Origin of the sequence: Pseudoalteromonas denitrificans DSM 6059 (assembly GCF_900112265.1) — a bacterium.
GTDB classification, from domain to species: domain Bacteria; phylum Pseudomonadota; class Gammaproteobacteria; order Enterobacterales; family Alteromonadaceae; genus Pseudoalteromonas; species Pseudoalteromonas denitrificans.
The window spans coordinates 1-20,617 of the sequence record NZ_FOLO01000076.1; the positions used below are offsets into that span (position 1 = coordinate 1).

Below are 20,617 nucleotides of genomic sequence, written 5' to 3' on the forward strand. Positions count from 1 at the left end.
TCTAAGTCGGCCGCAACTTCTGCATCGTCAGCATCAGGAATATCTGACTCATCACTCACGCCATCTAATAAAGCATCGATATCATCAGAACCAACGTCTAAATCGGCTGCAATTTCCGAGTCATTAACATCAGGTACATCTGTAACATCATTTGATCCATCTAATAAAGCATCTATATCATCTAAATCAACTGTTATTTCTGAATCTTCAGTGTTTGATGTATCTGTATCATCGTTTGCTCCATCTAATAGCGCATCAATATCATCTACATCTACATTAACTTCAACCTGCTCTTCATCAAATTCCACACTATCTAATAAAGCATCCACATCATCATCTTGCGCATTTTCATTTGCAGCAGGTTCTAAATCTTCTGGAATATCAAGAGCTATATCTGTTTCGGTGAGCATGTCATCAACAGACAAATCATCAGAGATTATGTCTTCATCAATTTCAGAAGCTGGTTGCTCAAAATCTTGCTGCAAAAATGCATCAATATCATCATTGTCTAACAGGTCACTTTGTGTATTTTCAGTATCATCAAAGTCAGGAACTAAGTCATCAGAGTCATTTTCAAAAACAATATCATCACTTAATAAGCCATCTAGCTCATCTTGATTTAACAAAGAATCGCCATCTAACTCATCAAAATCTAAATCAGGTTCATCTTCTTCATATAAAATTTCATCCGGCTCAGGTAATCCATCATCTTCTAAACTATCATCTAGCTGTATCGAGTCATCTTCTAATAAATCGTCTTCTAAACTATCATTAAGATCCGGTTCGCTGTCTAATAAATCTGAAACTTCAGGTTCGAATGGAGGTGGTGCTGGAACATCAGCCACAGGTTTTTCAAATATAGTTTCATCAGTTGGTGCTTCTGATTTTTTACGATTACGGAAAAAAGAAATTAAAGCCCAAATTAAAAGAATCGCTGGGATAGTAGAATATAGCGCAATTAAAATAGGATCAGTCCAATTAATCCCCTTATTTCGTTCCATTTCAGCTGCTTTTTGCTGCATTATAAATTCATTTTGCTGAGCGAGTAACTCACGTAAATTTTGTTGTATCTTACTATCATTACCCAGTTGGCCTTTTAGAGAATCTAATTCACCTGAAATAACATTTAACTGAGTTTGTAACTTTTCATTTTCGTCTAAAATAACTTTCGAATTTTCAACCGACTCTTTAAATTTATTTTTTAAATCGGCTAATTTTTTACTTTGATTTTTGGTAATTTCCGTCAATTGTGTTTTTAATTCTTCTTTTGCTTCATCAACATCAGATTTTTTTGCTTGAGTAATTTTTTTTGCAACTAAGTCAATTTCACTGTTGCTTAAATTTCCATTCCTTTTCTTTTCCCATAAAGTATCATCTTGATCAGACTTTTGTTTTGCTAATTCGGGCTGTATCGTATGAATTTCCTGCATTGACGGGATCTTCAAGTATGATCCTATACGTATGTGATTTATATTTTTATCAAGAAATGATTTAGGATTTTTTTCATATAATGCATGCATGACTTGGTAAACACTTACAGAATTATCAGGTCTTATTTTTAATGCAATTCGCCATAATGTATCAGTTGGTTTTATCGGACCAATCATACGGCCTTGTTTACCATAATCGACATTTTTAGGGCCTTTTAATCGGGTTTCTTCGGCAAAACATGTTGCTGAAAGAAACACAGACACTAAAAGTAAAATTGAAGCTAAACTGCGCATGCGATTCCTTTACTTATTATTCTAAAAACCATGTATAAGTAAACATGATTGAAAATTTAAATGTATTTAATCTGAAAATTGCGGCAAACACCATTCCAATTACAAACTATAAACTAGATGTTATATAAATTCCATTGAAAGACTTTAAAAATTATGATGTTAGAGAGATATTATAATAAATGAGAATAAAAAAGAGTTGATTTAAATGTTTCCAATGAATTTAGCTTTAATTAATATCATTTATAGAAACAAAAAAGGCCCTAAGACCTTTTCTATAGAAAGTTAAATTATAAATACGAAGAAATTAAAGATTCAGCTATCTGTACACTATTAGTGGCAGCGCCTTTTCTAGTATTATCAGATACAATCCAAAGGTTTAATCCCATAGGATGGCTAATATCAGCTCTTAATCTGCCAACAAAAACATCATCTGAACCACTGCCATCTGTAACAGGTGTTGGATATTCATTATCACCTTCAATCAATTGCACACCAGGTGCATCAATTAATAACTGTTTAACATGTTCAATATCAACTGGTGAACGAGTTTCTAAATGAACAGCTTCAGCATGGCCATAAAAAACAGGCACTCGCACAGCAGTTGGATTAACCATTATGCTGCTATCAGCCAATATTTTTTGCGTTTCTTCAACAATTTTCATCTCTTCTAACGTATAACCGTTTTCAGCAAAATCATCAATTTTAGGCAAAACATTGAATGCAATCTGTTTATCAAAAACATCATTATCTAATGGCCGTGCATTCATAAGATTTGCAGTTTGTTTTGCAAGCTCATCTAATGCTTTTTTACCTGCACCTGATACTGATTGATAAGTACAAATATTCACACGATCAATACCATAAGCATCATAAATCGGTTTTAATACCAGCATTAATTGAATTGTTGCACAATTAGGGTTTGAAATAATATTATGATTACGATAATCGGCTAAAGTATCTTCATTAACTTCTGGGACAACAAGAGGAACATCATACGCCGAACGAAATTTTGAAGAATTATCAATAACAATACAACCGGCATCAGCTGCTATATGTGCGTATTGTTCTGCAACTTCACTACCGGCTGAAAATATAGCAATGTGTGCTTTAGAAAAATCAAATTGGGCAACATCTTGAACTTCAATTTCTTTACCCTTAAATTTGATTTCTTCACCAACACTACGCTCACTTGCTAATAAGTGAAGTTCATCAACTGGAAATTTTCTATCAGCTAGTGTTTCAATAATTTGACGGCCTACAAGACCTGTCGCTCCTAAAATAGCAAGATTAAATTGCTGTGACATTATTTTTCCTCATTATAAATTTCAAAGCCTAATTGTGCTAATTGCTTTGTTTGTAACTTATTAGAACTCGATATACTGACAGCCGAAAATTCTCGTCTTGCAGGATAATTTTTACGTAAAAAATCAAAACCCTTTATCATTAATTGATTACTGATCAAACCATGATCACTACGTACATCATAGATACTATGTACTAAAGCTCTAATATCTTGATTTGAAAAATTATTATTCAGCTTAATATTAGCAATAACAGGCTGAGGTAAAAAATCACTTAACTGATATTTTGGTTCTTGATTATTTTCAAGGCATAAAGCCTGATATAGCATTTGTGTCCCTCTGGCTTTACCTTCTAAGGTATGTCCAGCAATATGCACCGACGCAAAACGTACATAATCCATTAATTCAACTAAAATATTTGGTTCATTTTCCCAAACATCTAATACCAAAGACAAAGCTTTACCTGTTTGCATTTGTTTAAGTAGAGCTTGATTGTCAATTACATCACCACGACTGGCATTAATTAATATGACATTGTCTTTTAAGGCCTGTAATACGACTTCATTGAACATATGTTTCGTTTTATATTGGCCATCTTTAATAAGAGGAACATGTAGACTAATTACATCAGCTTGATGAACGACTTGATCGAAAGTAAGATATTCTTGATTATTTGATTGGTTTAATGGATCGCATAATAAAGTTGTAATGCCTAATGCGGTTAATTTTGTATTAAGTATAGAACCAATATTACCCACACCAATAATACCAACAACTTTATCTTGAACTAAAAAATCATCTTCTTGCGCTAACGCATAGAGTGAACTAATTACATATTCTGCAACCGCAACCGAATTACAACCAGGTGCATTGGTAAAAAATATATCATTTTTTGTTAGATAAGTTTGATCTATGTGATCAGTACCTATTGTGGCAGTTCCAACAAATTTGAGTTTATTTGCCTTTGACAATAAAACGTCATTAACTTGTGTAATAGAGCGGGTCAATAATACATCTACATCTATTAATTGCTCAGCATTAAGAGAACGGCCATCAAAACGAGTGATTTCACCAAACCCAGAAAAATACTCATCGACTAAGGGCATGTTTTGATCAGCAAGAATTCGCATTTAATTATCCACAAGTCTAAATTTTTCGACATTATACCCAAACAACCTAAAGATGCGAGTTTCAAAAAGAGTTAATAATCAGGACTCAGTTTATTGAGCATTCTTAAAGCCATTATTATTATTGCCTCATACATTAAATTTGCTTGTTAGAAACGTGGCACTAACGCTTAAATTTTCCTTTAAGTTAATAAAACCTTATCGATATCGATATTTTATAAATTGAGTTGAAGTTAAGTCCACTTTAAAAATTAAAAAACCGCCAAAAGGCGGTTTCAAAAAATTATATAATTATTTTTTAATTATAAAGCATCTTCATTTTCAGAAAGGAATTTAGCAACGCCTTCAGGGCTTGCATCCATACCTTTTTTGCCTTCAGACCAACCAGCAGGACATACTTCACCATGTTCAGTATGAAATGCTAAAGCATCTACCATACGTAACATTTCATCAATATCACGACCTAATGGTAAATCATTAATAACTTGATGGCGAACAACACCCGCTTCATCAATTAAGAATGAACCACGAAAAGCAACACCAGCTTCTGGATGCTCAACGTCATATGCTTGACAGATGTCATGCTTAACATCCGCAATTAAAGGGTATTGAACCGGACCGATACCACCTTGATTTACAGGAGTATTTCTCCATGCATTGTGTGAGAATTGTGAATCAATAGAAACACCAATCACCTCAACACCACGTTTTTGGAATTCAGCAAAACGTTTATCAAATGCGATTAATTCTGAAGGACATACAAAAGTAAAATCTAGTGGGTAAAAGAAGATTACAGCTTTTTTACCTTTGATTGATTCATGAAGGTTATACGCATCAACAATTTCACCATTACCAAGTACTGCTGCAGCTGTAAAATCCGGTGCCTGACGGCCTACTAATACACCCATTGTGATCTCCAATAAAGTTAATTAAATCTAAAAACGGAAACAATCCGTCGATACTAATATAGTGACAAAATTTTAAAACCCAAGCAGAAACTGATGAATTTTAATATATTTCCATATTTAATTGTGGCTTGCATAATAATGCGATAATAGACTTTTTAACAATTGGATTTTACGATGTGATTCATTGAAAAAATCGAACGGTATAAAAACAAACAATAGCAGTTCACCAAGAATGAACTGCCATAAATATTATAGGTCCATAATACCTTCTGGTAATGACTCTTTTAATTCTTGCCAAATAAGACCTGAATCCAGACCATATTGACGAATTAAATAAATTGCTTGGTCGTGTTTTCCTTGTTCAGCTAATATAATCAGATCTTTATAAAAAGTACGCGCCAAGTCTCGAGTACGTTGATCTGAAAAATAATGCATTGCGATACGCGAGTAGAATCCTTTAAAACCATTTAAAGTTAAAACATAAATTGGATTGCCACAGGCAAAAGCAAGTTCATGGTGCATTCTATAATCATATTCTGCTATGGCTTCTGCGGTATCGACTATAGTCTCTCCACGTTTTAGAATCTCAATGACTTTCTCTGCATTGTTTTTTATTGCAGCACGGGTGTAAATTGCACTGATATTAGTTCTAGCAGAAAGTAGCTGATCAATTAACTCTGGCATTTTTTCATTATCTAACCGCGCCAAAGTTTCTAAAATATTCAGTCCAGACGTTTCCCAAAAATCATTTACTCTTGTCGGTTTACCATGCTTAATTGTCAACCACCCATCACGAGATAAACGTTGTAATACTTCGCGTAACGTTGTTCTGGTTACACCTATTATTTCGGATAACTCTCGCTCAGCAGGTAAAATAGAGCCTGGTTGAAATTCACCATTCCAAATAGAGTCAACAATATACTCTTCAGCAAATCCAGCGGGGCTTTTCGCTTTAAAAATCTTCATGATATTTCCACAATAATTAATTAACGTCAATGGTATTGGGCACTACACACACTTATTTAATACAATTGATTAAGAGTCAATGGAATTGATATAATGGGCATAATATCTATATGTGAAACTGATTGTACCAGATCAAGCATAACTAACAAGCGCTAAAAAAATGACATTTTGCGCAAAATAACAATTATAGAAACTAAGGCCTTTTATGACATTTATTGCAAATTTAGCTTTCAAACGCTCCTCATGGTTAGTGCTTGCACTGAGTACCTTTTGTCTTGAAATAGCAGCTCTTTTTTTCCAGTATCAAATGGATCTCGCCCCCTGTATTATGTGTATATATCAACGCACCGCCATTTTAGGTATTTTTATTGCTTCTATTATTGGATTGAGTAATCCCGAGAACATAATTGTCCGTATTATCGCCTATCTTACATGGTCTATCTCAGCTATTTGGGGCTATTTTATTGCAGCGGAACATATCGATATGCAAACAAATACAGACCCCTTTGCTTTTACATGCGATATTATCCCTAATTTTCCAAGTTTTATGCCTTTACATGAATGGATCCCTAGCTTTTTTGCAGCTCCTGGAGATTGTGGGGAAATACAATGGCAGTTTTTGAATTTATCTATGCCAACTTGGATGCAAGTGATTTTTGCAATTTATAGTATTGTTTTTATCAGTGTATTTATCGCTAACTTATCTAAAAAACGCATATAATTTGGAACTTAAATGTATCTTACATCTAGAAGTATCCCTGAGTTATCAGGATTAAAGTACACCCAAAGAGCTCAAATAATACGCTTAGCATTAAGTTATTTGTCGGTACCTGAAAAAACAGTTTTAAATTTAATTAAATTACTTTTTTTGACTCCTATATTTTTAATTTTAGCCAGAATTGATAGCTGGGAGATTTTAATATATTTATTAATAACAGGAATATGTTATCCATTAATAACAAATCCAATATCAATATACTTTGCAAAAAAATATATTGATAAAGCAAAAGCTGAATTTCTTGATCGCTAACATTTAGCGAATGAAGAGTAAGCCATACTTACTCTTCATTTAATTAATTAAAATCTAATTTTCCCCTCCAATTTAGTAATAATTGTTTTCCCTAACCCGCCTACTTTCACTAAGTCTTCAATTGACTTAAATTGACCATTTTTATTGCGATATGAGATTATTGCAGCAGCCTTAGATTTCCCAATACCAGGTAAAGATTCAATTTCCTTTTGTTTGGCTGTATTTAGGTTAATTAACTGATTATGAACTACAACAGTTTTATCTTTATTGTTTTGTGCGATAACTTTCAGGGGCACACTCAATAAAAATGTAAATAACAAAGTAATTAATATATTAAACTTCATGTTCTTCCTCCATGATGTCCATCTTTGGACTTTAATTAAGACACTTTTTAAAAGGTACAAATACCTTCGTTATTAAATAAAGAATAAAAGCATTCTTTTGTCAAAATACGGCATAATAAATGTTACTTTTTTTGTAATTGACTTGAAATTATTCGCTGTAAAGCTTACTGTATAAAAAACCAGTGTACTGTAGGAAAATAGAATGGCTGTTGTTATCAAATATGTGGTTGAAAGAAATGGAGTTGAGCGTATGACCTTTACCAGCAAAAAAGATGCTGATGCCTACGACAAAATGCTCGATATCGCTGAATCTATGGAACAAATACTCGATAAAATAGATGTAGCATTAAGTGAGCAACAAGTTGAAACCCTTGCCCTTGAAATAGCTAAAAATAAAGAGCTCTTTATGACCGCTTTAAAAGGTAACAAAGCCCAAGTAGAAAAAGAGAAAAAGAGTCCTATAAGTAAGGCTGAAAACGTTACAGATTTAAAACAAGCCTAATTTTTATCTATTAAGTAAAAGCGCATATATAACCTATGCGCTTTTATTTAAAATGACTTTTTATTCACTTAATCCTGCAGGTACCTCTGCAAAAGCATCTTCACCTGTTTCAACTTCTACTAACTCGTAACCACGTTGTTTACGCTTTAATTTAAGTATCGGTTTTTCAAAGGCACTTTGTTGACGAGAAACATCCTCTTTTAGTTCACCAAATGTTTTTCCGTATGGCGCAACACTTGTTTCAGACCAATTAACAGCTTTACCTTTAAGGTTATATTCAACTTCATGAATTTGATAAAGTGCTTCATTATCACCATCAGCCTCACATAAGATAACTCTAAAATTCCAAAATGCAGACATAATAATTCTCTATAATAAATATATTTAGCGCACTGTAACAGCTTGGCTAAGTGATTTCACTTATCCCTTTATTTTTCTGCTTATTTATTTGAGATCAATTTTTTTAATTCATTAATTTGAGCCGATAAATCTTCAATTGTTAACTTGCCTTCCTCTTTATCCTGAGCCTCTTTTTCTTTTGAGTGCTCGTCTTCCAATACATTCACTACTATACCTATCACCATGTTTAAGAACGCAAATGTTGTTAGAAATATAAACGATAAAAAATAGATCCAAGATAAAGAATGTACATCCATAATTTCGTACATAACATCAGTCCAATCTTCAAACGTCATCACTCTAAACAGCGTTAGCATAGAGATTGAAATATCTCCCCATAATTCAGAATTTATCCCAGCAAAAAAACTACTGCCAATGGCTGCATAAATATAAAAGATTATAAACATGAGTAAGACAACATAACCCAATTGAGGTAAAGCTCGTAATAATGAGTTTAGTAATAACCTAAGCTCTGGAACAAATGAAACCATTCGCATAACCCTAAAAATACGAATTAGTCGACCAACTAACGCAAGTTCACTGTCTTCAATTGGGATCAAACTGACAATCACAATCAAGGTATCAAAAATATTCCAACCTTTAGTAAAAAATAATTTTTTATTTTCTTCAGCAATAAAACGAATTACAATTTCGAATAAAAATATAAAGGTAATAAACCAGTCTAGTAATTTTAAAACACTCATTGCTGACGTTGGGATCTCATACGTTTTAGCACCAATTAATAATGCAGAAAAAACGATAATACCTATAACAAATAATTCAAAAATTTTATTCGTTTTTAAACGTATGGAAAATGACTGGATTTTACTGAAATTCATTCAAATATCTCTTAAGTGAGTTTTATTTTTATTTAAAAGTGCATTTTATAAAAATTCATATCACTTTTGAACCTTCAAAAATTTATTTGTTACAATAAATTGATGAAAGCACTGTCAAAAAAATAACCAAAACCCACACTATAAGTCAATAATCCCAAAATACTGTGCTCTATTATTACTAATAAAATACTCTTAAAAATAATATATGTTCTGCAGAAAATAATGCTGGCTAAAAAAGATAAAACAACAGCCTCCCAGTTGAGAAAAATAATATGTAAAAAACTGAACGCAATACAGCTTAATACCACTCTATGATTGATATTAGGCAGCAATATTTGATATCGCTTAAATAAAAAAGTACGAAATAAAAGCTCTTGAGGAATAACTGAAAATAGCGGGTAAAGCCAAAATAATTGAAGCCATTGAGATTTTGCATTTAAAGGGTGAAAAAATAATATTTCTGAATAAAATAGTAATAAAATAATAAATAAAACGATTGCTATCACAACGCACCTTATCACAATAGTTTTAATTGCTATAAAAAATATTTTATATTCAAATTGTTTATCTAAACCTCTAAAGTCTATTTTTAATAAAACAAATAAACAAAAGCAGCATACACACATTAAGATCAGAAGAATAAAATTTCCTTTTGTTATAGGCAATAACAAAATAGGAATTAAAAAAAAGATAAATATGATTTCACATATCAAATAATATTTATTCTGTGAAAAAGGCAATGTAAATAAACGCATATACAAAAGATAGTCTACATATTCAGTTCAATCGACAGCAAACATGCATTGTCATTAAAAATGAATATAAATGATGAATTAACGTCACATAAATACTTTAACTTTATGTTTATACATACTCATATTGGATAAGTAGATGATTAATGTTGACAAAGTACTCGCTGAACAACTTCCGAGCTTAAATAATCGTGAATTAACAAAAAAACCTCTTAAAGCAATATTAAGCAACTTATTACACGAAAAAGACTTAATTGAATTTCAAAATAAATATCCTCATTTACAAGGAATAGACTTCGTAGAACAAGTATTAGAGTATTTTGACTTTAGTTATCGCACTTCAGATCGAGAAAAAGAACATATTCCAAGTACAGGCAAAGTTGTGATTATTGCAAATCATCCTATTGGCTCTTTGGATGGCTTAGCTTTACTCAAACTCATTACAGATATCCGGCCGGATGTAAAAGTTGTTGCCAATGATATGTTAATGGCCATAGAACCTATGCATAAAATGCTATTACCTGTGAACAATATGCAAGGCAATACAGCGACTCAAAACCTCTCTAAAATCTATAATTACCTCATTAAAGGTGGGGCTGTAATTGTTTTTCCTGCTGGAGAAGTCTCAAGGTTAAGACCAAACGGAGTACGTGATACACATTGGCATAGTGGTTTTTATCGCATTGCAAAAGCAACACAATCTCCTATTCTGCCTATTTATATAGATGGTAGAAATTCAGCCTTATTTTACAGCGTTTCCATGCTATATAAGCCACTTGCAACTATGTTGCTTATCAGTGAAATGTTTAAACAATATCAAAAATGTGTTGATATAAAAATTGGAAAATTAATACCAAAAGATAATTATATCAATCATCATTTACCATATCGCACCACTATTTCTCTTTTCAAAAAACATGTTTATCGCTTAGGTTCTAATAAACAAGGTTTATTTAAAACCCATTCACCAATTGCTCAGCCTGAAGACCCTAAAGCACTAAAATTAGCAATAGAGCAATGTGAGTCTTTAGGCTCTACATTAGACTCCAAAGAAATATATTTATATAAATACACAGAGTCTTCACCTATTTTACGCGAAATTGGCCGGCTAAGAGAAATGACTTTTAGAGAAATAGGTGAAGGCACAGGAAACAGAAGAGATACAGATAAATATGATGCTTATTATTTTCATTTAATCTTATGGGATAAACAAAATTTAGAAATTGCTGGGGCCTATAGATTTGCAGATACAAAAACTGTACTACAAAAGCAAGGTAAAACTGCCTTATATACGCAAAGCTTATTTAAATACAACAGTGAAATGACGCCATATTTTGAACATGGGCTTGAGCTTGGACGCAGCTTTGTTCAACCTAAATATTGGGGTAAACGGAGTTTAGATTACCTTTGGTACGGAATTGGTGCTTTTATTAATAAGAATCCAAAGTTTAGGTATTTATTTGGCCCTGTCAGTATTTCAGATAGCTTGCCAAAATCAGCGAAAGATCATCTGGTATTTTTTTACCAACTTCATTTTGGTAACAAAAATAAGCTCGCAGAATCAAACTTCCCTTATCTAATTAATAAACAAGATAAAGTTAAATTCCAAGAAACATTTACGGGTTTAGATCACAAAGCTGACTTTGCAACGTTAAAACATTTAATTGCAAATATGGGTTCCAGTATTCCAACACTCTACAAGCAATACAGTGACTTATGTGAACCAGGTGGAGTAGAGTTTTTATCTTTTGGCACAGATCCAGAGTTTAATGACTGCATTGACGGTTTAGTATTGGTTGATTTAGATAAATTAAAAGAAAAAAAACGCAACCGATATATCAATTCGCATAATATTGAAGTGTAGTTACTACAACTAAGCTTTGAATTTATACACAATAGCGCTTGAGCATAAGACTCATTTTTTCTGGGTCTATTGGTTTTGCTAAATAATCATTCATACCAACTTGTATGCATTTTTCTTTATCACCCGCCATTGCGTTTGCCGTCATAGCAATGATTATGATATCTTGCGCTTCAAAACCTGCTTTGCCTTGTCTAATATTAGTCGTTGCTTGATAACCATCCATTACAGGCATTTGGCAGTCCATCAGTATCAATGAGTAATTTTTTGATTCCCTGAGCTTTTGTAAAGCTTCCTCACCATCATTCGCAATGGAAACCGTTAATCCTAGCTTTTCAAGATTAGTTAAAGCCACTATTTGATTTATCTTATTATCTTCAACTAATAATACATGTCCATTGATAGTATTCGTTTTACTTGCTTGGCTATTCAAGTTGCTTCTATTTGATAATTTTTCTTTTTTTGAGCCTTTATCGAAATAAACTTTAAAAGTAAATGTACTGCCTTTATCTAATTCACTTGTCGCTTTAATGGAACCCTGCATCATTTCACATAACTGTTTAACAATGGTTAACCCTAACCCTGTACCGCCAAATTTCCTTGTTGTGCTTGAATCAGCCTGAGTAAATGCATCAAATAAGTGCGGTAAAACTTCATCTGACATGCCTATTCCTGAGTCGGTAATACTACAGGTAAATAGCAGCCTTTCATTCACTTTAACCAGAGATGCATAAATAACTATCTCCCCTTTAGCTGTAAACTTTAAAGCATTCCCTACTAAGTTATTTAATATTTGCCTGATCCGACCAGGATCACCTTTCACATTAGCATAAGAAATATCTGTAATATTTAATATTAATTTTACAGATGACTCTAAAGTTCTAATGGCCATTATTTTCGTAAATTCACTAAGCAAGTTTTTAATATCAAAATCAATACATTCTAATTCAAGCTTACCGGCCTCAATTTTAGAAAAATCTAAAATATCATTAATAACAACTAATAAAGATTTTGCACTGGTATTTGCCAAACTTACATAGTTACTTTGTACCTCATCAAGCTCAGTATCCTTTAGCAAAGTAAGCATACCAATGACACCATTCATTGGAGTCCTAATTTCATGGCTCATACTGGCTAGAAATTCACTTTTTGCTTCATTTGCTATTACCGCTTCTTTTGATGCTATCGCTAAGTTTTCATTAGCTTGTGTTAATTCAGATGTTCTTTGCAAAACTTGTGACTCTAAATGCTCTCTGGCAACTTCCAGCTTTTCTCCCATACTATTGAATGACTTTGCCAATTGCGCTAACTCATCAGTACCACGTGTATCTAATCTATATTCAAAGTTACCATCAGAATATTTTGCAGCACCTTTGTCAAGTGCTTTGATAGGTTTTAATAGCTGAGTATGAACAATATAATAAAAAATAACAGAGCGACTAAAACAATAGAAATTACAAGAAGAAGCAATCTAAATTCCGATACTGCTTTGGCTTTCAATTTAGAATCAATTTGCAAGACAATTGAAAGTTCAGCATCAGCAATGTTAAATGATACAATTCGATTTTCAATATTCTCTTCATTCACCAAAGTACCAGCAATTAAATCATTTTGTTTATTTTTAATACCAGAACCCAGTACAGGGATCCCTTGGCTTGTTAAGTTTTCTAATAAATTGTCTTGTAATGCCGTCATTGAGTCTTGCCATCTATAGGAAAGAATGACCCAACCTATCGCTTCACCACGAACCATTACTGGTGCACTAAACCACTTAGCATGTTTTTCATCTAAATTAAAGCGGCTTAAATTGATATCAAACCCCGGTTTACTAAAGCTGGGGATTGTCGATAACTGCGGTAATAATGGGTAATTTTCTAATGTGTAACCTAAAATATCTTCTGTTGGGATTTTTTTCTTTTGCGCATTTATCGTATTTATTGCAAAAACATAACTCGCCTTATCTAATAAGATAAGGTAATTCAACTCAGGGTAAATTGACGCAATACGGTTAAGCTGACTATTAAGTCCTAAACTCAGCTCCTGATCTAACGCTCTTCGTAAGCCGGGGTCACTTGCTATCACTCGTACAGTATTTTGAGTGCGCTCTAATTCTTTTTTAATATGAAATTTTACAAAATTCAGGTTATTTTCAATAGAAACATCAATTTGATCCGTTAATTGTTTTTGTAATAAAGAATAAAAAAAACCTCCCACTAATATCAATGAAGGTATAATTGCCAACAATGAAAAAATGACTAATTTAGGGCCAAGCTTTAATTTTATACTAGTCAACATAAACGATACTGGTTAACGAGGCTGGGATTTTTATTTTTAATAAATCAATACTGCTTTTGTTAACTAATATTGTTGGCGGATTTTGCAGTTTTGATTTTAACTTTTTAGGAGTACTGTCCCCGTTCAAAATTTTTATCGCCATCTCGCCTGACATTTTTCCCAAAGTATAAAAGTCAGCAACAGGACCAAAAGTTGAACCATTTATAATGCCCTGTTTATTTGAACTTAAAATTGGAATACCGTGCGCTTTAGATATCAAAACAAGCGCTTGTTCTCCACCATTTTGCATTAAAGTATCTGTTGTTGTAATAATAGCATCTACTTTTCCCTCAAGTGCTTGAGCCATTTGGCGTACTTCCGCTAAATTTTCCGGTTGTTGGTCTAGTACGTCAATTTTATTACGACGAAACAATCTCGATAAATTAACAGCTTGGATATTAGAATTCGGCTCACCTTTACGGTGGAAAATAGCAACTTTTTTTGCTTCAGGTAAAAGTTTAATAAAAAGATCAACATAATACTTTAAAGGTACATAATTACTTGTCCCTACTAAATTATTTCCTGAGTAATCAAATGATTCAATTAAACCAGAATCAGCCGGATAGGTCACAATAGAAAAAACAATTGGCGTTGTCGGCTTTACAATATCTTTTATAATGACTGTACTTGGAGTTGTTAAACTGTAAATCAAATCTAAGTTTTCATCTTCAAATTTTTGCGCTATTTCAATTTGTTTTTGCCTATTTGCGTTAGCATTTTTTAAAATAAACAGCGTATTTTTTCCTTCAATAAAGCCTCCTTTAGCTAATGCATCTTTAAAGCCTTTAATGCTTTGTGGATATCCAGACCAGGCAGATAATCCAATTTTATATTCACTTGCCATGACTGACATTGAAAAAGTTAAAAGTGATAGTATTAAAAAATAAATGCCTTTCATTTTTACATTCATAAAATTACCATATCATTTTATACTCTAGCCCAATTGCTAAGTTATTGACATCACTACGCCTATACTGATTTAGCCTATATTCACTGATCAAAAATAGATTTTCATATAACCTAAAACCTAATTGCATTTCTGCAACAATAGGAGAGTCAGGAAAATCATCGGGTAAATCTTGGTTAAAGGTATGATCCGCAAAGCCAGATAAGTATAGCCGCTCAGTTAAATAAGGAAATTTCATCATGAAAGCATGCTCCATTTGCCATACATTAGGATCTTCATCATCAAATTGAATTATATGGAAGTTGATTGCATAATTTAAATGTATCGATTGAAAAAAATCATGCAAATATGACGTATTATTCAAACGCCAACGCACCCCCAACCTATGCCTATCATTATTCTTTCCAGTTCTAAAATTCATTTGTAAAGTTAAATCTAATGGGGAGTCATTTGAAACTTGCCAACGCAGGTTTTGTTCAGTGTAATAACTGGTTGTTTCTTTTAATGAGTTATCACTGCTTTGATTATATAAATTCAATAAACTGAAATACGAAAACCTATTTGGCAGTTTTGCAGCCGTATTTAATGTGAAAACACTGTCAGAATCTACATCGGTTAATTCTGGGTATAAATTAAAATCCAAGAAGCCTGTTGATGTATTTTTAGTTTGGCTATATGCATTCGATATTAAAAATAATTGTAATAAAATCAAAAAATTAACAAAAATAGTTTTAGCCATAATTCACACCCTTTTTCAAAAAACACACTGACTAAAACATAGCTAAAACTGAATTAAATTCAAATATATAATTTTAATATTCAACCCAAGTACAAAGAAGTTTATTTATAAATAACTTTTTCTGTATAAAAAATAAACTAATCTGTTTTTTAACTATACTTATCATAATGTTTTGTACGCTCCTAAACACTATCTAATAGGAAAACAGTTATGAACATCAAAAATATAATGAGCTTTTTACTCTGTATCACCTTATTTGTTCTCCCTGAACTGACTCTAGCAACAGAAAAAGATGGCATTAGCCAAGAACTCACAACATTATTTCGTGCTGCTCGAAAAGTTATCTCTGTAAACCAGGGCCATATAAATAAAGTCGATTTAGGCGATAAAGGTTTATCTGCTCAAGCCGTGAGTGAAAAAACACTCGTTAATTACTCAAAAACCAGTGGGAAAAAATTAGATGCTAACAGCCTTACTCCAGCACAAAAAGCAATGCTAGCAGCTGTTCAAGATGTAATGAGTGAAAACCAAGATTTGATCAATGAAAAAGGAGTTGGTTTTAAAGGCTTTTTACCTGCAATTTTTGCCCGACAAGTGGCTAATAAATTTAATATCAAAATGTCAGGGAAAATGAAAATAAAGCTCACAGCACCTAAAAGTTATGTTAGAAACAGAGCTAACAGACCTGATAAGTGGGAAAATAATATTATAGAAACTATGTTCAAAAAGTCAGATTATAAAAAAGGTCAATCCTTCTCAGAGAGTACCCAGGTAAAAGGTAAAAATGCATACAGATTTATACTTCCTGAATACTACGGACCTTCTTGTCTTAATTGTCATGGTACACCTAAAGGTGAACGTGATATCACAGGAGGAAAAAAAGAAGGTGGTGTTTTAAATGAGCTAGGAGGTGCCATAAGTCTTATTATTTTCGATTAACTTTGCATTCAAAAGAGTGTTGAATTATGAATATATCTACAAAATTAGTTGCTGGTAGCTTAGGGTTTTCTGCGATTGTCGCTGGATCTTTGATTTATATCCTACTCACTGTTCAGTCAACATCCCAGATCAGTATTGAACAGAGAAAGCTTGTAAATAAACAAACTACAGCAATAAATCATCAAGTAGATCTCAAGCAGCAACAGCAATTAGTTAAAATAAAATCAGCTCAACTCATTAAAATAGATAGTGAGTTTAGGGACTTAAGAGCTTGGCTCTTAGATTTGTCTGTTAGTTGGTTAAATGAAGCTGAAGATAATGCTAATGAGACACTCGAAGAACTCAATATTGAATTAATGAAAATACAAAAAACAGACCCAAAGTTAGCTTCAGATCTACAAATAAAAGCAGATAAGCTATATGAATTAATGCTCAGTGCAGTTGATGCTTATGTAGATGAAAACCGTGTTAAGGGTAATTCAATCATTGCACAGTGCCGCCAAATAGCATTAGATATTGAACTTTTGATCGCTGATGCTTTAAAAAAAACAGATCTAGAGTTCAAAAAAATTAATGCACAAGCATTATCAGCGGCAAATGCAGTGAAGTCATCAGGTGAACAAGTTAGAATATCAGCCAATATTGTTGTCGAAAAAAATTCAGATTTATTAACTAATTCAATCATAATTCTTTTTACAATAATCGCTTTGAGCCTTCTATATAGCTATGTGATGCGAAGAGAGGTTTGTACACCTGTTAACCGATTAAGGACAACGGTAGAAAAAATTCAGCAAGAATCAAACTTAGCAGTCAGGTTTGAGGTTAGAACATTAGATGAAATTGGTATTACCGGCGTTTCATTTAATAAAATGATGGATTTGTTTTCAAATATTGTTGACCAAGTCGGTCAAGCAAGTATCGAGTTAGATACTGCTATTTCTAATTTAGTAGACCTAATGCAAAATGCCCAAGGTGGGGTTGTAAATCAACAAAATGCAACTGAACAAGTTGCCACAGCTATAAATGAAATGGCAACAACAGTTCAAGAAGTCGCTCGACATACTGAACAAGCAAAAAACTCAACAGAAAAAACAAAAGAAACAACCACTGAAGGGCGTCATATGGTTGATACTTCGATAAAAAATACTCAAGGCTTATCTAAATTACTAAATAATGCCAACGACGCACTCAAAAAAGTTGAACATGACAGTGCCGAAATTGGCTTAGTGCTAGATGTTATTCGTAATATTTCAGAACAAACTAACTTATTAGCTTTAAATGCTGCAATAGAAGCAGCTAGAGCAGGAGAAGCCGGTCGTGGTTTTGCCGTAGTTGCAGATGAAGTGAGAACTTTAGCTCAAAAAACCCAAGAATCAACCGAAGAAATTAACAACATTATTTCTAAATTACAAGTAGGTACAAAAGATGCTGTTAGTTTGATGTCTCTGGGTAATGAAGAGGCGCATAATGTAGCCGCCCAAGCAGAACTGACTGGAGAAGCGTTAGAAAAAGTAGATTTTCAAGTCAATGAAATTAATGATATTAATACTTTAATTGCAACATCTGCAGAAGAGCAATCTTTAGTTGCTGATGATATAAATCGAAATGTTGTAGACATCAATGACAGCTGTTCAACAACCACAGATGCCGTACAAGAAACCATGACAGCCAGTGAGAACCTTTTAGAACTATCAAAACAGTTAGATTCTATTGTTAAACAATTTAAAACATAAAATATGTTTATATTTAAGTCGCCTCTATATCTACGCCCAAGTCTGTGAAGCAACCCATGAACTGGCACACCTTAATAAATGATTGATAGAGCATTATTTATTAATAACTTATCAAGGGATTAGGTATATAACCTATATGGTATACATTAAAGATGAATAAATATGTTAAAAACTATAAATCATTTTTTATAATATTCAGCTTTTATTTTCTACTTTCATGTAATCAAACATTAGAGCAAAAACAAAAGACTCATAAAACATGCACTTTGACATCAGAAATGCGCTCAGTGCCAATTTTACTCTCGGATTCCTGCTTATATTTTAACTATTTACAACATAGAATATCACCACAACTCATCATGTTTACGCCTAACTATCAACTATGGAGTGATGGCGCAAATAAGTCACGCTGGATATATTTACCTGAAAATAGCCAAATAGATACTCAAAACCCAGATCGTTGGATATTTCCTGTAGGGACACAAATATTTAAAGAGTTCAGGAAAACTCCAAAACAATCAAATACTGAAATAAAAGTTGAAACCCGACATTTTCAAAAAATAACACCCGGTGAAGGCATTGACTCCTGGTTAATAAATACCTATATCTGGAATAAAGAACAAACTGATGCCAAATTAGCCTTTGCAACTAAAAACGTTTTAAATACAGATCATAACATTCCTTCAGAACAAGATTGCGTTGATTGCCATAAAGGCAATACTGACATTGTACTTGGTTTTGATGCAATACAACTCAGCGACGAACAAGCAAAGCATGCCTTTGGCCATGGGCCTAAAAGGCAAAAGAATGAATGGACATTAAAATCTTTGCTTGCTGCTAATAAACTGACTCACTCTATCAACAGCCCACTTTTACCTGGCACTGTTTTAGAACAAAAAGCATTAGGGTATTTACATGCTAACTGCGGTAATTGTCACAATCCTCTAGGACATGCTGCAGAACAAGATGCCAAACATTTAAAGTTTCGTCATAAGTTATCTTTTGACTCCCTCGACAAAACCGACGTTTACAAAACTGCTGTTAATAAACCAACTTTAAACTTCACAGCAACACCTTATATCATTTTAGGTGGTGAAGATGATGAACTCGCTCTTTATCAAAGTGCTCTATTCCTAAGAATGAATAGTCTCGATGAAAATTATAGAATGCCTATGTTAGCAACAGAAAAAATCGATTATCAAGCCCTAGATTTAATGCACAAATGGATTTTAACTTTACCTACATCAACTGATGCGAGTTTCAATAAAAAGAAAAAAAAACAGATAAAAAGCACCATTTTTAAAGCTATTTCTGATAAAGATAAACAGCTATTAGGGCCAGGAATACAATTAGAACTACAAATTTTTAATCCAAATAATGTACCGGATGTTTTTGCGATTTATTGGCCCGAAGATAAAAGCCTAACATCATCTCCTGTTATGGATCATAAAGATGGGTATTTTACCAAAAAGTTACTGTTAGGTGATAAAGGTAGCAAAATGAGCTTACGTAATTCAGATGACGTTGGGCATACAATTTATGTTAAAGATAAAAAAAATAAAATTAAGTGGCAATTAAGTTATATGCCACCGGGTTCCAAGTTTGAGCAAGAGTTATTTTGGGAAGAAGATATATTTGTCGAAATGAAATGTCGATTACACTTATATATGAGTGCTTGGATTGGTTCAATAAAATCACAATATTATAAAATAATAGAACTAAGCCAAAATGAAAACTATAAACGCACCGAAATGTCAGGCTACCCCGAACACTTTAATAAATTAAAAATATGGCTGCCTAAATTTGATTTAATAGACATAGATATAAAACTTAATGAAGAAAAAACAATTGATTTAATCAAGTCAGGAAAAATATTAGGGGCTGTTGATCTTTGTTTGAATTTTGTGCGTAAGTGACAATCTCGTATAATTCACTTCGCCAAAACCAAACTAAACGAGATTGTCATGCCCCGATTAATGCTCACTGATGAGCTGTGGTCGAAACTAAAAGCTATATTGCTTGAAGATAGAGTTTATAACAAGCTTGAACATCGACAAACACTAGAAGGAATACTTTATCGCTTACGTGTTGGCTGTCCGTGGCGTGATTTACCTGAATGTTTTGGGTTGTGGAATACCATTTATCGTCGTTTTCTTCTTTGGTCAAGAAAAGGCATATTAATGAGACTGTTCAAAACTTTAGCAAAAAATAG

21 protein-coding genes and 1 pseudogene are annotated in these 20,617 nt (G+C 32.8%); 8 read left to right on the forward strand and 14 right to left on the reverse strand.

Features of this window, described 5'->3' with window-relative positions; genetic code table 11:
- From BM088_RS24780 to fadR, 5 genes are all read right to left on the reverse strand, one after another.
- Positions 1-1,724 (reverse strand): FimV/HubP family polar landmark protein (locus BM088_RS24780; RefSeq protein ID WP_281247199.1); only part of this gene is annotated, 1,724 nt, incomplete at its 3' end.
- 287 nt (positions 1,725-2,011) lie between these two features.
- Complete coding sequence (locus BM088_RS24785; RefSeq protein ID WP_091991255.1) at positions 2,012-3,028, reverse strand: aspartate-semialdehyde dehydrogenase; 1,017 nt, start codon at positions 3,026-3,028, stop codon at positions 2,012-2,014.
- Positions 3,028-4,155: a 4-phosphoerythronate dehydrogenase gene (locus BM088_RS24790; RefSeq protein WP_091991258.1), complete on the reverse strand. Its 1,128-nt coding sequence runs from the start codon at positions 4,153-4,155 to the stop codon at positions 3,028-3,030. The genes BM088_RS24785 and BM088_RS24790 overlap by 1 nt, the downstream gene beginning before the upstream one ends.
- 299 nt (positions 4,156-4,454) lie before the next feature.
- Positions 4,455-5,060 carry a peroxiredoxin C gene (locus BM088_RS24795; protein WP_091991261.1) on the reverse strand — a complete coding sequence of 202 codons (606 nt, stop codon included), beginning with the start codon at positions 5,058-5,060 and terminating at the stop codon, positions 4,455-4,457.
- A gap of 249 nt (positions 5,061-5,309) precedes the next feature.
- Positions 5,310-6,026 (reverse strand): fatty acid metabolism transcriptional regulator FadR, encoded by a 717-nt coding sequence (gene fadR / locus BM088_RS24800; protein WP_091991264.1) that lies wholly within the window; start codon positions 6,024-6,026, stop codon positions 5,310-5,312.
- Between the two features lie 205 nt (positions 6,027-6,231).
- Here fadR and dsbB point away from each other — a divergent pair, with 205 nt between their 5' ends.
- Complete coding sequence (dsbB, locus tag BM088_RS24805; RefSeq protein ID WP_091991266.1) at positions 6,232-6,747, forward strand: disulfide bond formation protein DsbB; 516 nt, start codon at positions 6,232-6,234, stop codon at positions 6,745-6,747.
- Positions 6,748-6,759: 12 nt separating this feature from the next.
- On the forward strand, positions 6,760-7,056 hold the full coding sequence (locus BM088_RS24810; protein WP_091991269.1) for a DUF6170 family protein: 297 nt from the start codon (positions 6,760-6,762) through the stop codon (positions 7,054-7,056).
- A gap of 47 nt (positions 7,057-7,103) precedes the next feature.
- On the opposite strand, the gene BM088_RS24815 is transcribed toward BM088_RS24810, so the two are convergent.
- Complete coding sequence (locus BM088_RS24815) at positions 7,104-7,400, reverse strand: ComEA family DNA-binding protein (protein WP_091991272.1); 297 nt, start codon at positions 7,398-7,400, stop codon at positions 7,104-7,106.
- A gap of 202 nt (positions 7,401-7,602) precedes the next feature.
- Between BM088_RS24815 and BM088_RS24820 the strand changes: the two genes are divergently transcribed.
- Complete coding sequence (locus BM088_RS24820; protein WP_091991275.1) at positions 7,603-7,902, forward strand: YebG family protein; 300 nt, start codon at positions 7,603-7,605, stop codon at positions 7,900-7,902.
- A 60-nt stretch (positions 7,903-7,962) separates the two neighbouring features.
- Here the strand turns inward: BM088_RS24820 and BM088_RS24825 are convergent, their stop codons facing one another.
- The 3 genes from BM088_RS24825 to BM088_RS28170 form a co-directional block, all read right to left on the reverse strand.
- Complete coding sequence (locus BM088_RS24825) at positions 7,963-8,262, reverse strand: hypothetical protein (protein ID WP_091991278.1); 300 nt, start codon at positions 8,260-8,262, stop codon at positions 7,963-7,965.
- A gap of 80 nt (positions 8,263-8,342) precedes the next feature.
- Positions 8,343-9,140, reverse strand: coding sequence for an ion transporter (locus tag BM088_RS24830; protein ID WP_091991281.1), 798 nt, complete (start codon positions 9,138-9,140; stop codon positions 8,343-8,345).
- A gap of 89 nt (positions 9,141-9,229) precedes the next feature.
- Complete coding sequence (locus BM088_RS28170; protein ID WP_091991284.1) at positions 9,230-9,895, reverse strand: CPBP family glutamic-type intramembrane protease; 666 nt, start codon at positions 9,893-9,895, stop codon at positions 9,230-9,232.
- A gap of 136 nt (positions 9,896-10,031) precedes the next feature.
- Here BM088_RS28170 and olsF point away from each other — a divergent pair, with 136 nt between their 5' ends.
- The gene (gene olsF, locus BM088_RS24840; protein ID WP_091991287.1) at positions 10,032-11,756 is read left to right on the forward strand and encodes a bifunctional ornithine lipid synthase OlsF; all 1,725 of its coding nucleotides are present in this window, start codon (positions 10,032-10,034) and stop codon (positions 11,754-11,756) included.
- A 22-nt stretch (positions 11,757-11,778) separates the two neighbouring features.
- On the opposite strand, the gene BM088_RS24845 is transcribed toward olsF, so the two are convergent.
- From BM088_RS24845 to BM088_RS24860, 5 genes and pseudogenes are all read right to left on the reverse strand, one after another.
- Positions 11,779-13,053 carry an ATP-binding protein gene (locus BM088_RS24845; protein WP_091991289.1) on the reverse strand — a complete coding sequence of 425 codons (1,275 nt, stop codon included), beginning with the start codon at positions 13,051-13,053 and terminating at the stop codon, positions 11,779-11,781.
- Between the two features lie 21 nt (positions 13,054-13,074).
- Positions 13,075-13,182 (reverse strand): annotated as a pseudogene (locus BM088_RS28175) (hypothetical protein); the annotation flags it as partial.
- Entirely contained in the window at positions 13,149-14,048 is a 900-nt protein-coding gene (locus tag BM088_RS24850) for a hypothetical protein (RefSeq protein ID WP_091991292.1), read from the reverse strand. The pseudogene BM088_RS28175 and the gene BM088_RS24850, both read right to left, overlap by 34 nt.
- Positions 14,038-14,997 carry an ABC transporter substrate-binding protein gene (locus tag BM088_RS24855; protein ID WP_091991295.1) on the reverse strand — a complete coding sequence of 320 codons (960 nt, stop codon included), beginning with the start codon at positions 14,995-14,997 and terminating at the stop codon, positions 14,038-14,040. The genes BM088_RS24850 and BM088_RS24855 overlap by 11 nt, the downstream gene beginning before the upstream one ends.
- A 4-nt stretch (positions 14,998-15,001) precedes the next feature.
- Positions 15,002-15,733: a hypothetical protein gene (locus tag BM088_RS24860; protein WP_091991298.1), complete on the reverse strand. Its 732-nt coding sequence runs from the start codon at positions 15,731-15,733 to the stop codon at positions 15,002-15,004.
- 210 nt (positions 15,734-15,943) lie between these two features.
- On the opposite strand from BM088_RS24860, the gene BM088_RS24865 reads away from it, so the two are divergent.
- From BM088_RS24865 to BM088_RS24880, 4 genes are all read left to right on the forward strand, one after another.
- Positions 15,944-16,672 carry a Tll0287-like domain-containing protein gene (locus BM088_RS24865; RefSeq protein ID WP_091991302.1) on the forward strand — a complete coding sequence of 243 codons (729 nt, stop codon included), beginning with the start codon at positions 15,944-15,946 and terminating at the stop codon, positions 16,670-16,672.
- Between the two features lie 26 nt (positions 16,673-16,698).
- Positions 16,699-18,405, forward strand: a complete 1,707-nt coding sequence (locus tag BM088_RS24870) for a methyl-accepting chemotaxis protein (protein WP_091991305.1) — start codon at positions 16,699-16,701, stop codon at positions 18,403-18,405.
- 152 nt (positions 18,406-18,557) lie between these two features.
- On the forward strand, positions 18,558-20,321 hold the full coding sequence (locus tag BM088_RS24875) for a cupredoxin domain-containing protein (RefSeq protein ID WP_091991308.1): 1,764 nt from the start codon (positions 18,558-18,560) through the stop codon (positions 20,319-20,321).
- Between the two features lie 48 nt (positions 20,322-20,369).
- Positions 20,370-20,617, forward strand: a 248-nt coding sequence (locus tag BM088_RS24880) for a transposase (RefSeq protein WP_143085132.1), incomplete at its 3' end; no start/stop codon positions are given.

Excerpts from the sequence above, each read along its gene's own strand:
- BM088_RS24820 (WP_091991275.1), top strand. The coding sequence starts at position 7,603 with ATGGCTGTTGTTATCAAATATGTGGTTGAAAGAAATGGAGTTGAGCGT.
- olsF (WP_091991287.1), top strand. The coding sequence starts at position 10,032 with ATGATTAATGTTGACAAAGTACTCGCTGAACAACTTCCGAGCTTAAAT.
- BM088_RS28170 (WP_091991284.1), bottom strand. The coding sequence starts at position 9,895 with ATGCGTTTATTTACATTGCCTTTTTCACAGAATAAATATTATTTGATA.
- BM088_RS24815 (WP_091991272.1), bottom strand. The coding sequence starts at position 7,400 with ATGAAGTTTAATATATTAATTACTTTGTTATTTACATTTTTATTGAGT.
- BM088_RS24790 (WP_091991258.1), bottom strand. The coding sequence starts at position 4,155 with ATGCGAATTCTTGCTGATCAAAACATGCCCTTAGTCGATGAGTATTTT.
- BM088_RS24855 (WP_091991295.1), bottom strand. The coding sequence starts at position 14,997 with ATGAATGTAAAAATGAAAGGCATTTATTTTTTAATACTATCACTTTTA.
- BM088_RS24870 (WP_091991305.1), top strand. The coding sequence starts at position 16,699 with ATGAATATATCTACAAAATTAGTTGCTGGTAGCTTAGGGTTTTCTGCG.
- BM088_RS24865 (WP_091991302.1), top strand. The coding sequence starts at position 15,944 with ATGAACATCAAAAATATAATGAGCTTTTTACTCTGTATCACCTTATTT.
- BM088_RS24795 (WP_091991261.1), bottom strand. The coding sequence starts at position 5,060 with ATGGGTGTATTAGTAGGCCGTCAGGCACCGGATTTTACAGCTGCAGCA.
- BM088_RS24810 (WP_091991269.1), top strand. The coding sequence starts at position 6,760 with ATGTATCTTACATCTAGAAGTATCCCTGAGTTATCAGGATTAAAGTAC.
- BM088_RS24860 (WP_091991298.1), bottom strand. The coding sequence starts at position 15,733 with ATGGCTAAAACTATTTTTGTTAATTTTTTGATTTTATTACAATTATTT.
- BM088_RS24785 (WP_091991255.1), bottom strand. The coding sequence starts at position 3,028 with ATGTCACAGCAATTTAATCTTGCTATTTTAGGAGCGACAGGTCTTGTA.
- dsbB (WP_091991266.1), top strand. The coding sequence starts at position 6,232 with ATGACATTTATTGCAAATTTAGCTTTCAAACGCTCCTCATGGTTAGTG.
- fadR (WP_091991264.1), bottom strand. The coding sequence starts at position 6,026 with ATGAAGATTTTTAAAGCGAAAAGCCCCGCTGGATTTGCTGAAGAGTAT.
- BM088_RS24830 (WP_091991281.1), bottom strand. The coding sequence starts at position 9,140 with ATGAATTTCAGTAAAATCCAGTCATTTTCCATACGTTTAAAAACGAAT.
- BM088_RS24875 (WP_091991308.1), top strand. The coding sequence starts at position 18,558 with ATGAATAAATATGTTAAAAACTATAAATCATTTTTTATAATATTCAGC.
- BM088_RS24825 (WP_091991278.1), bottom strand. The coding sequence starts at position 8,262 with ATGTCTGCATTTTGGAATTTTAGAGTTATCTTATGTGAGGCTGATGGT.
- BM088_RS24850 (WP_091991292.1), bottom strand. The coding sequence starts at position 14,048 with ATGTTGACTAGTATAAAATTAAAGCTTGGCCCTAAATTAGTCATTTTT.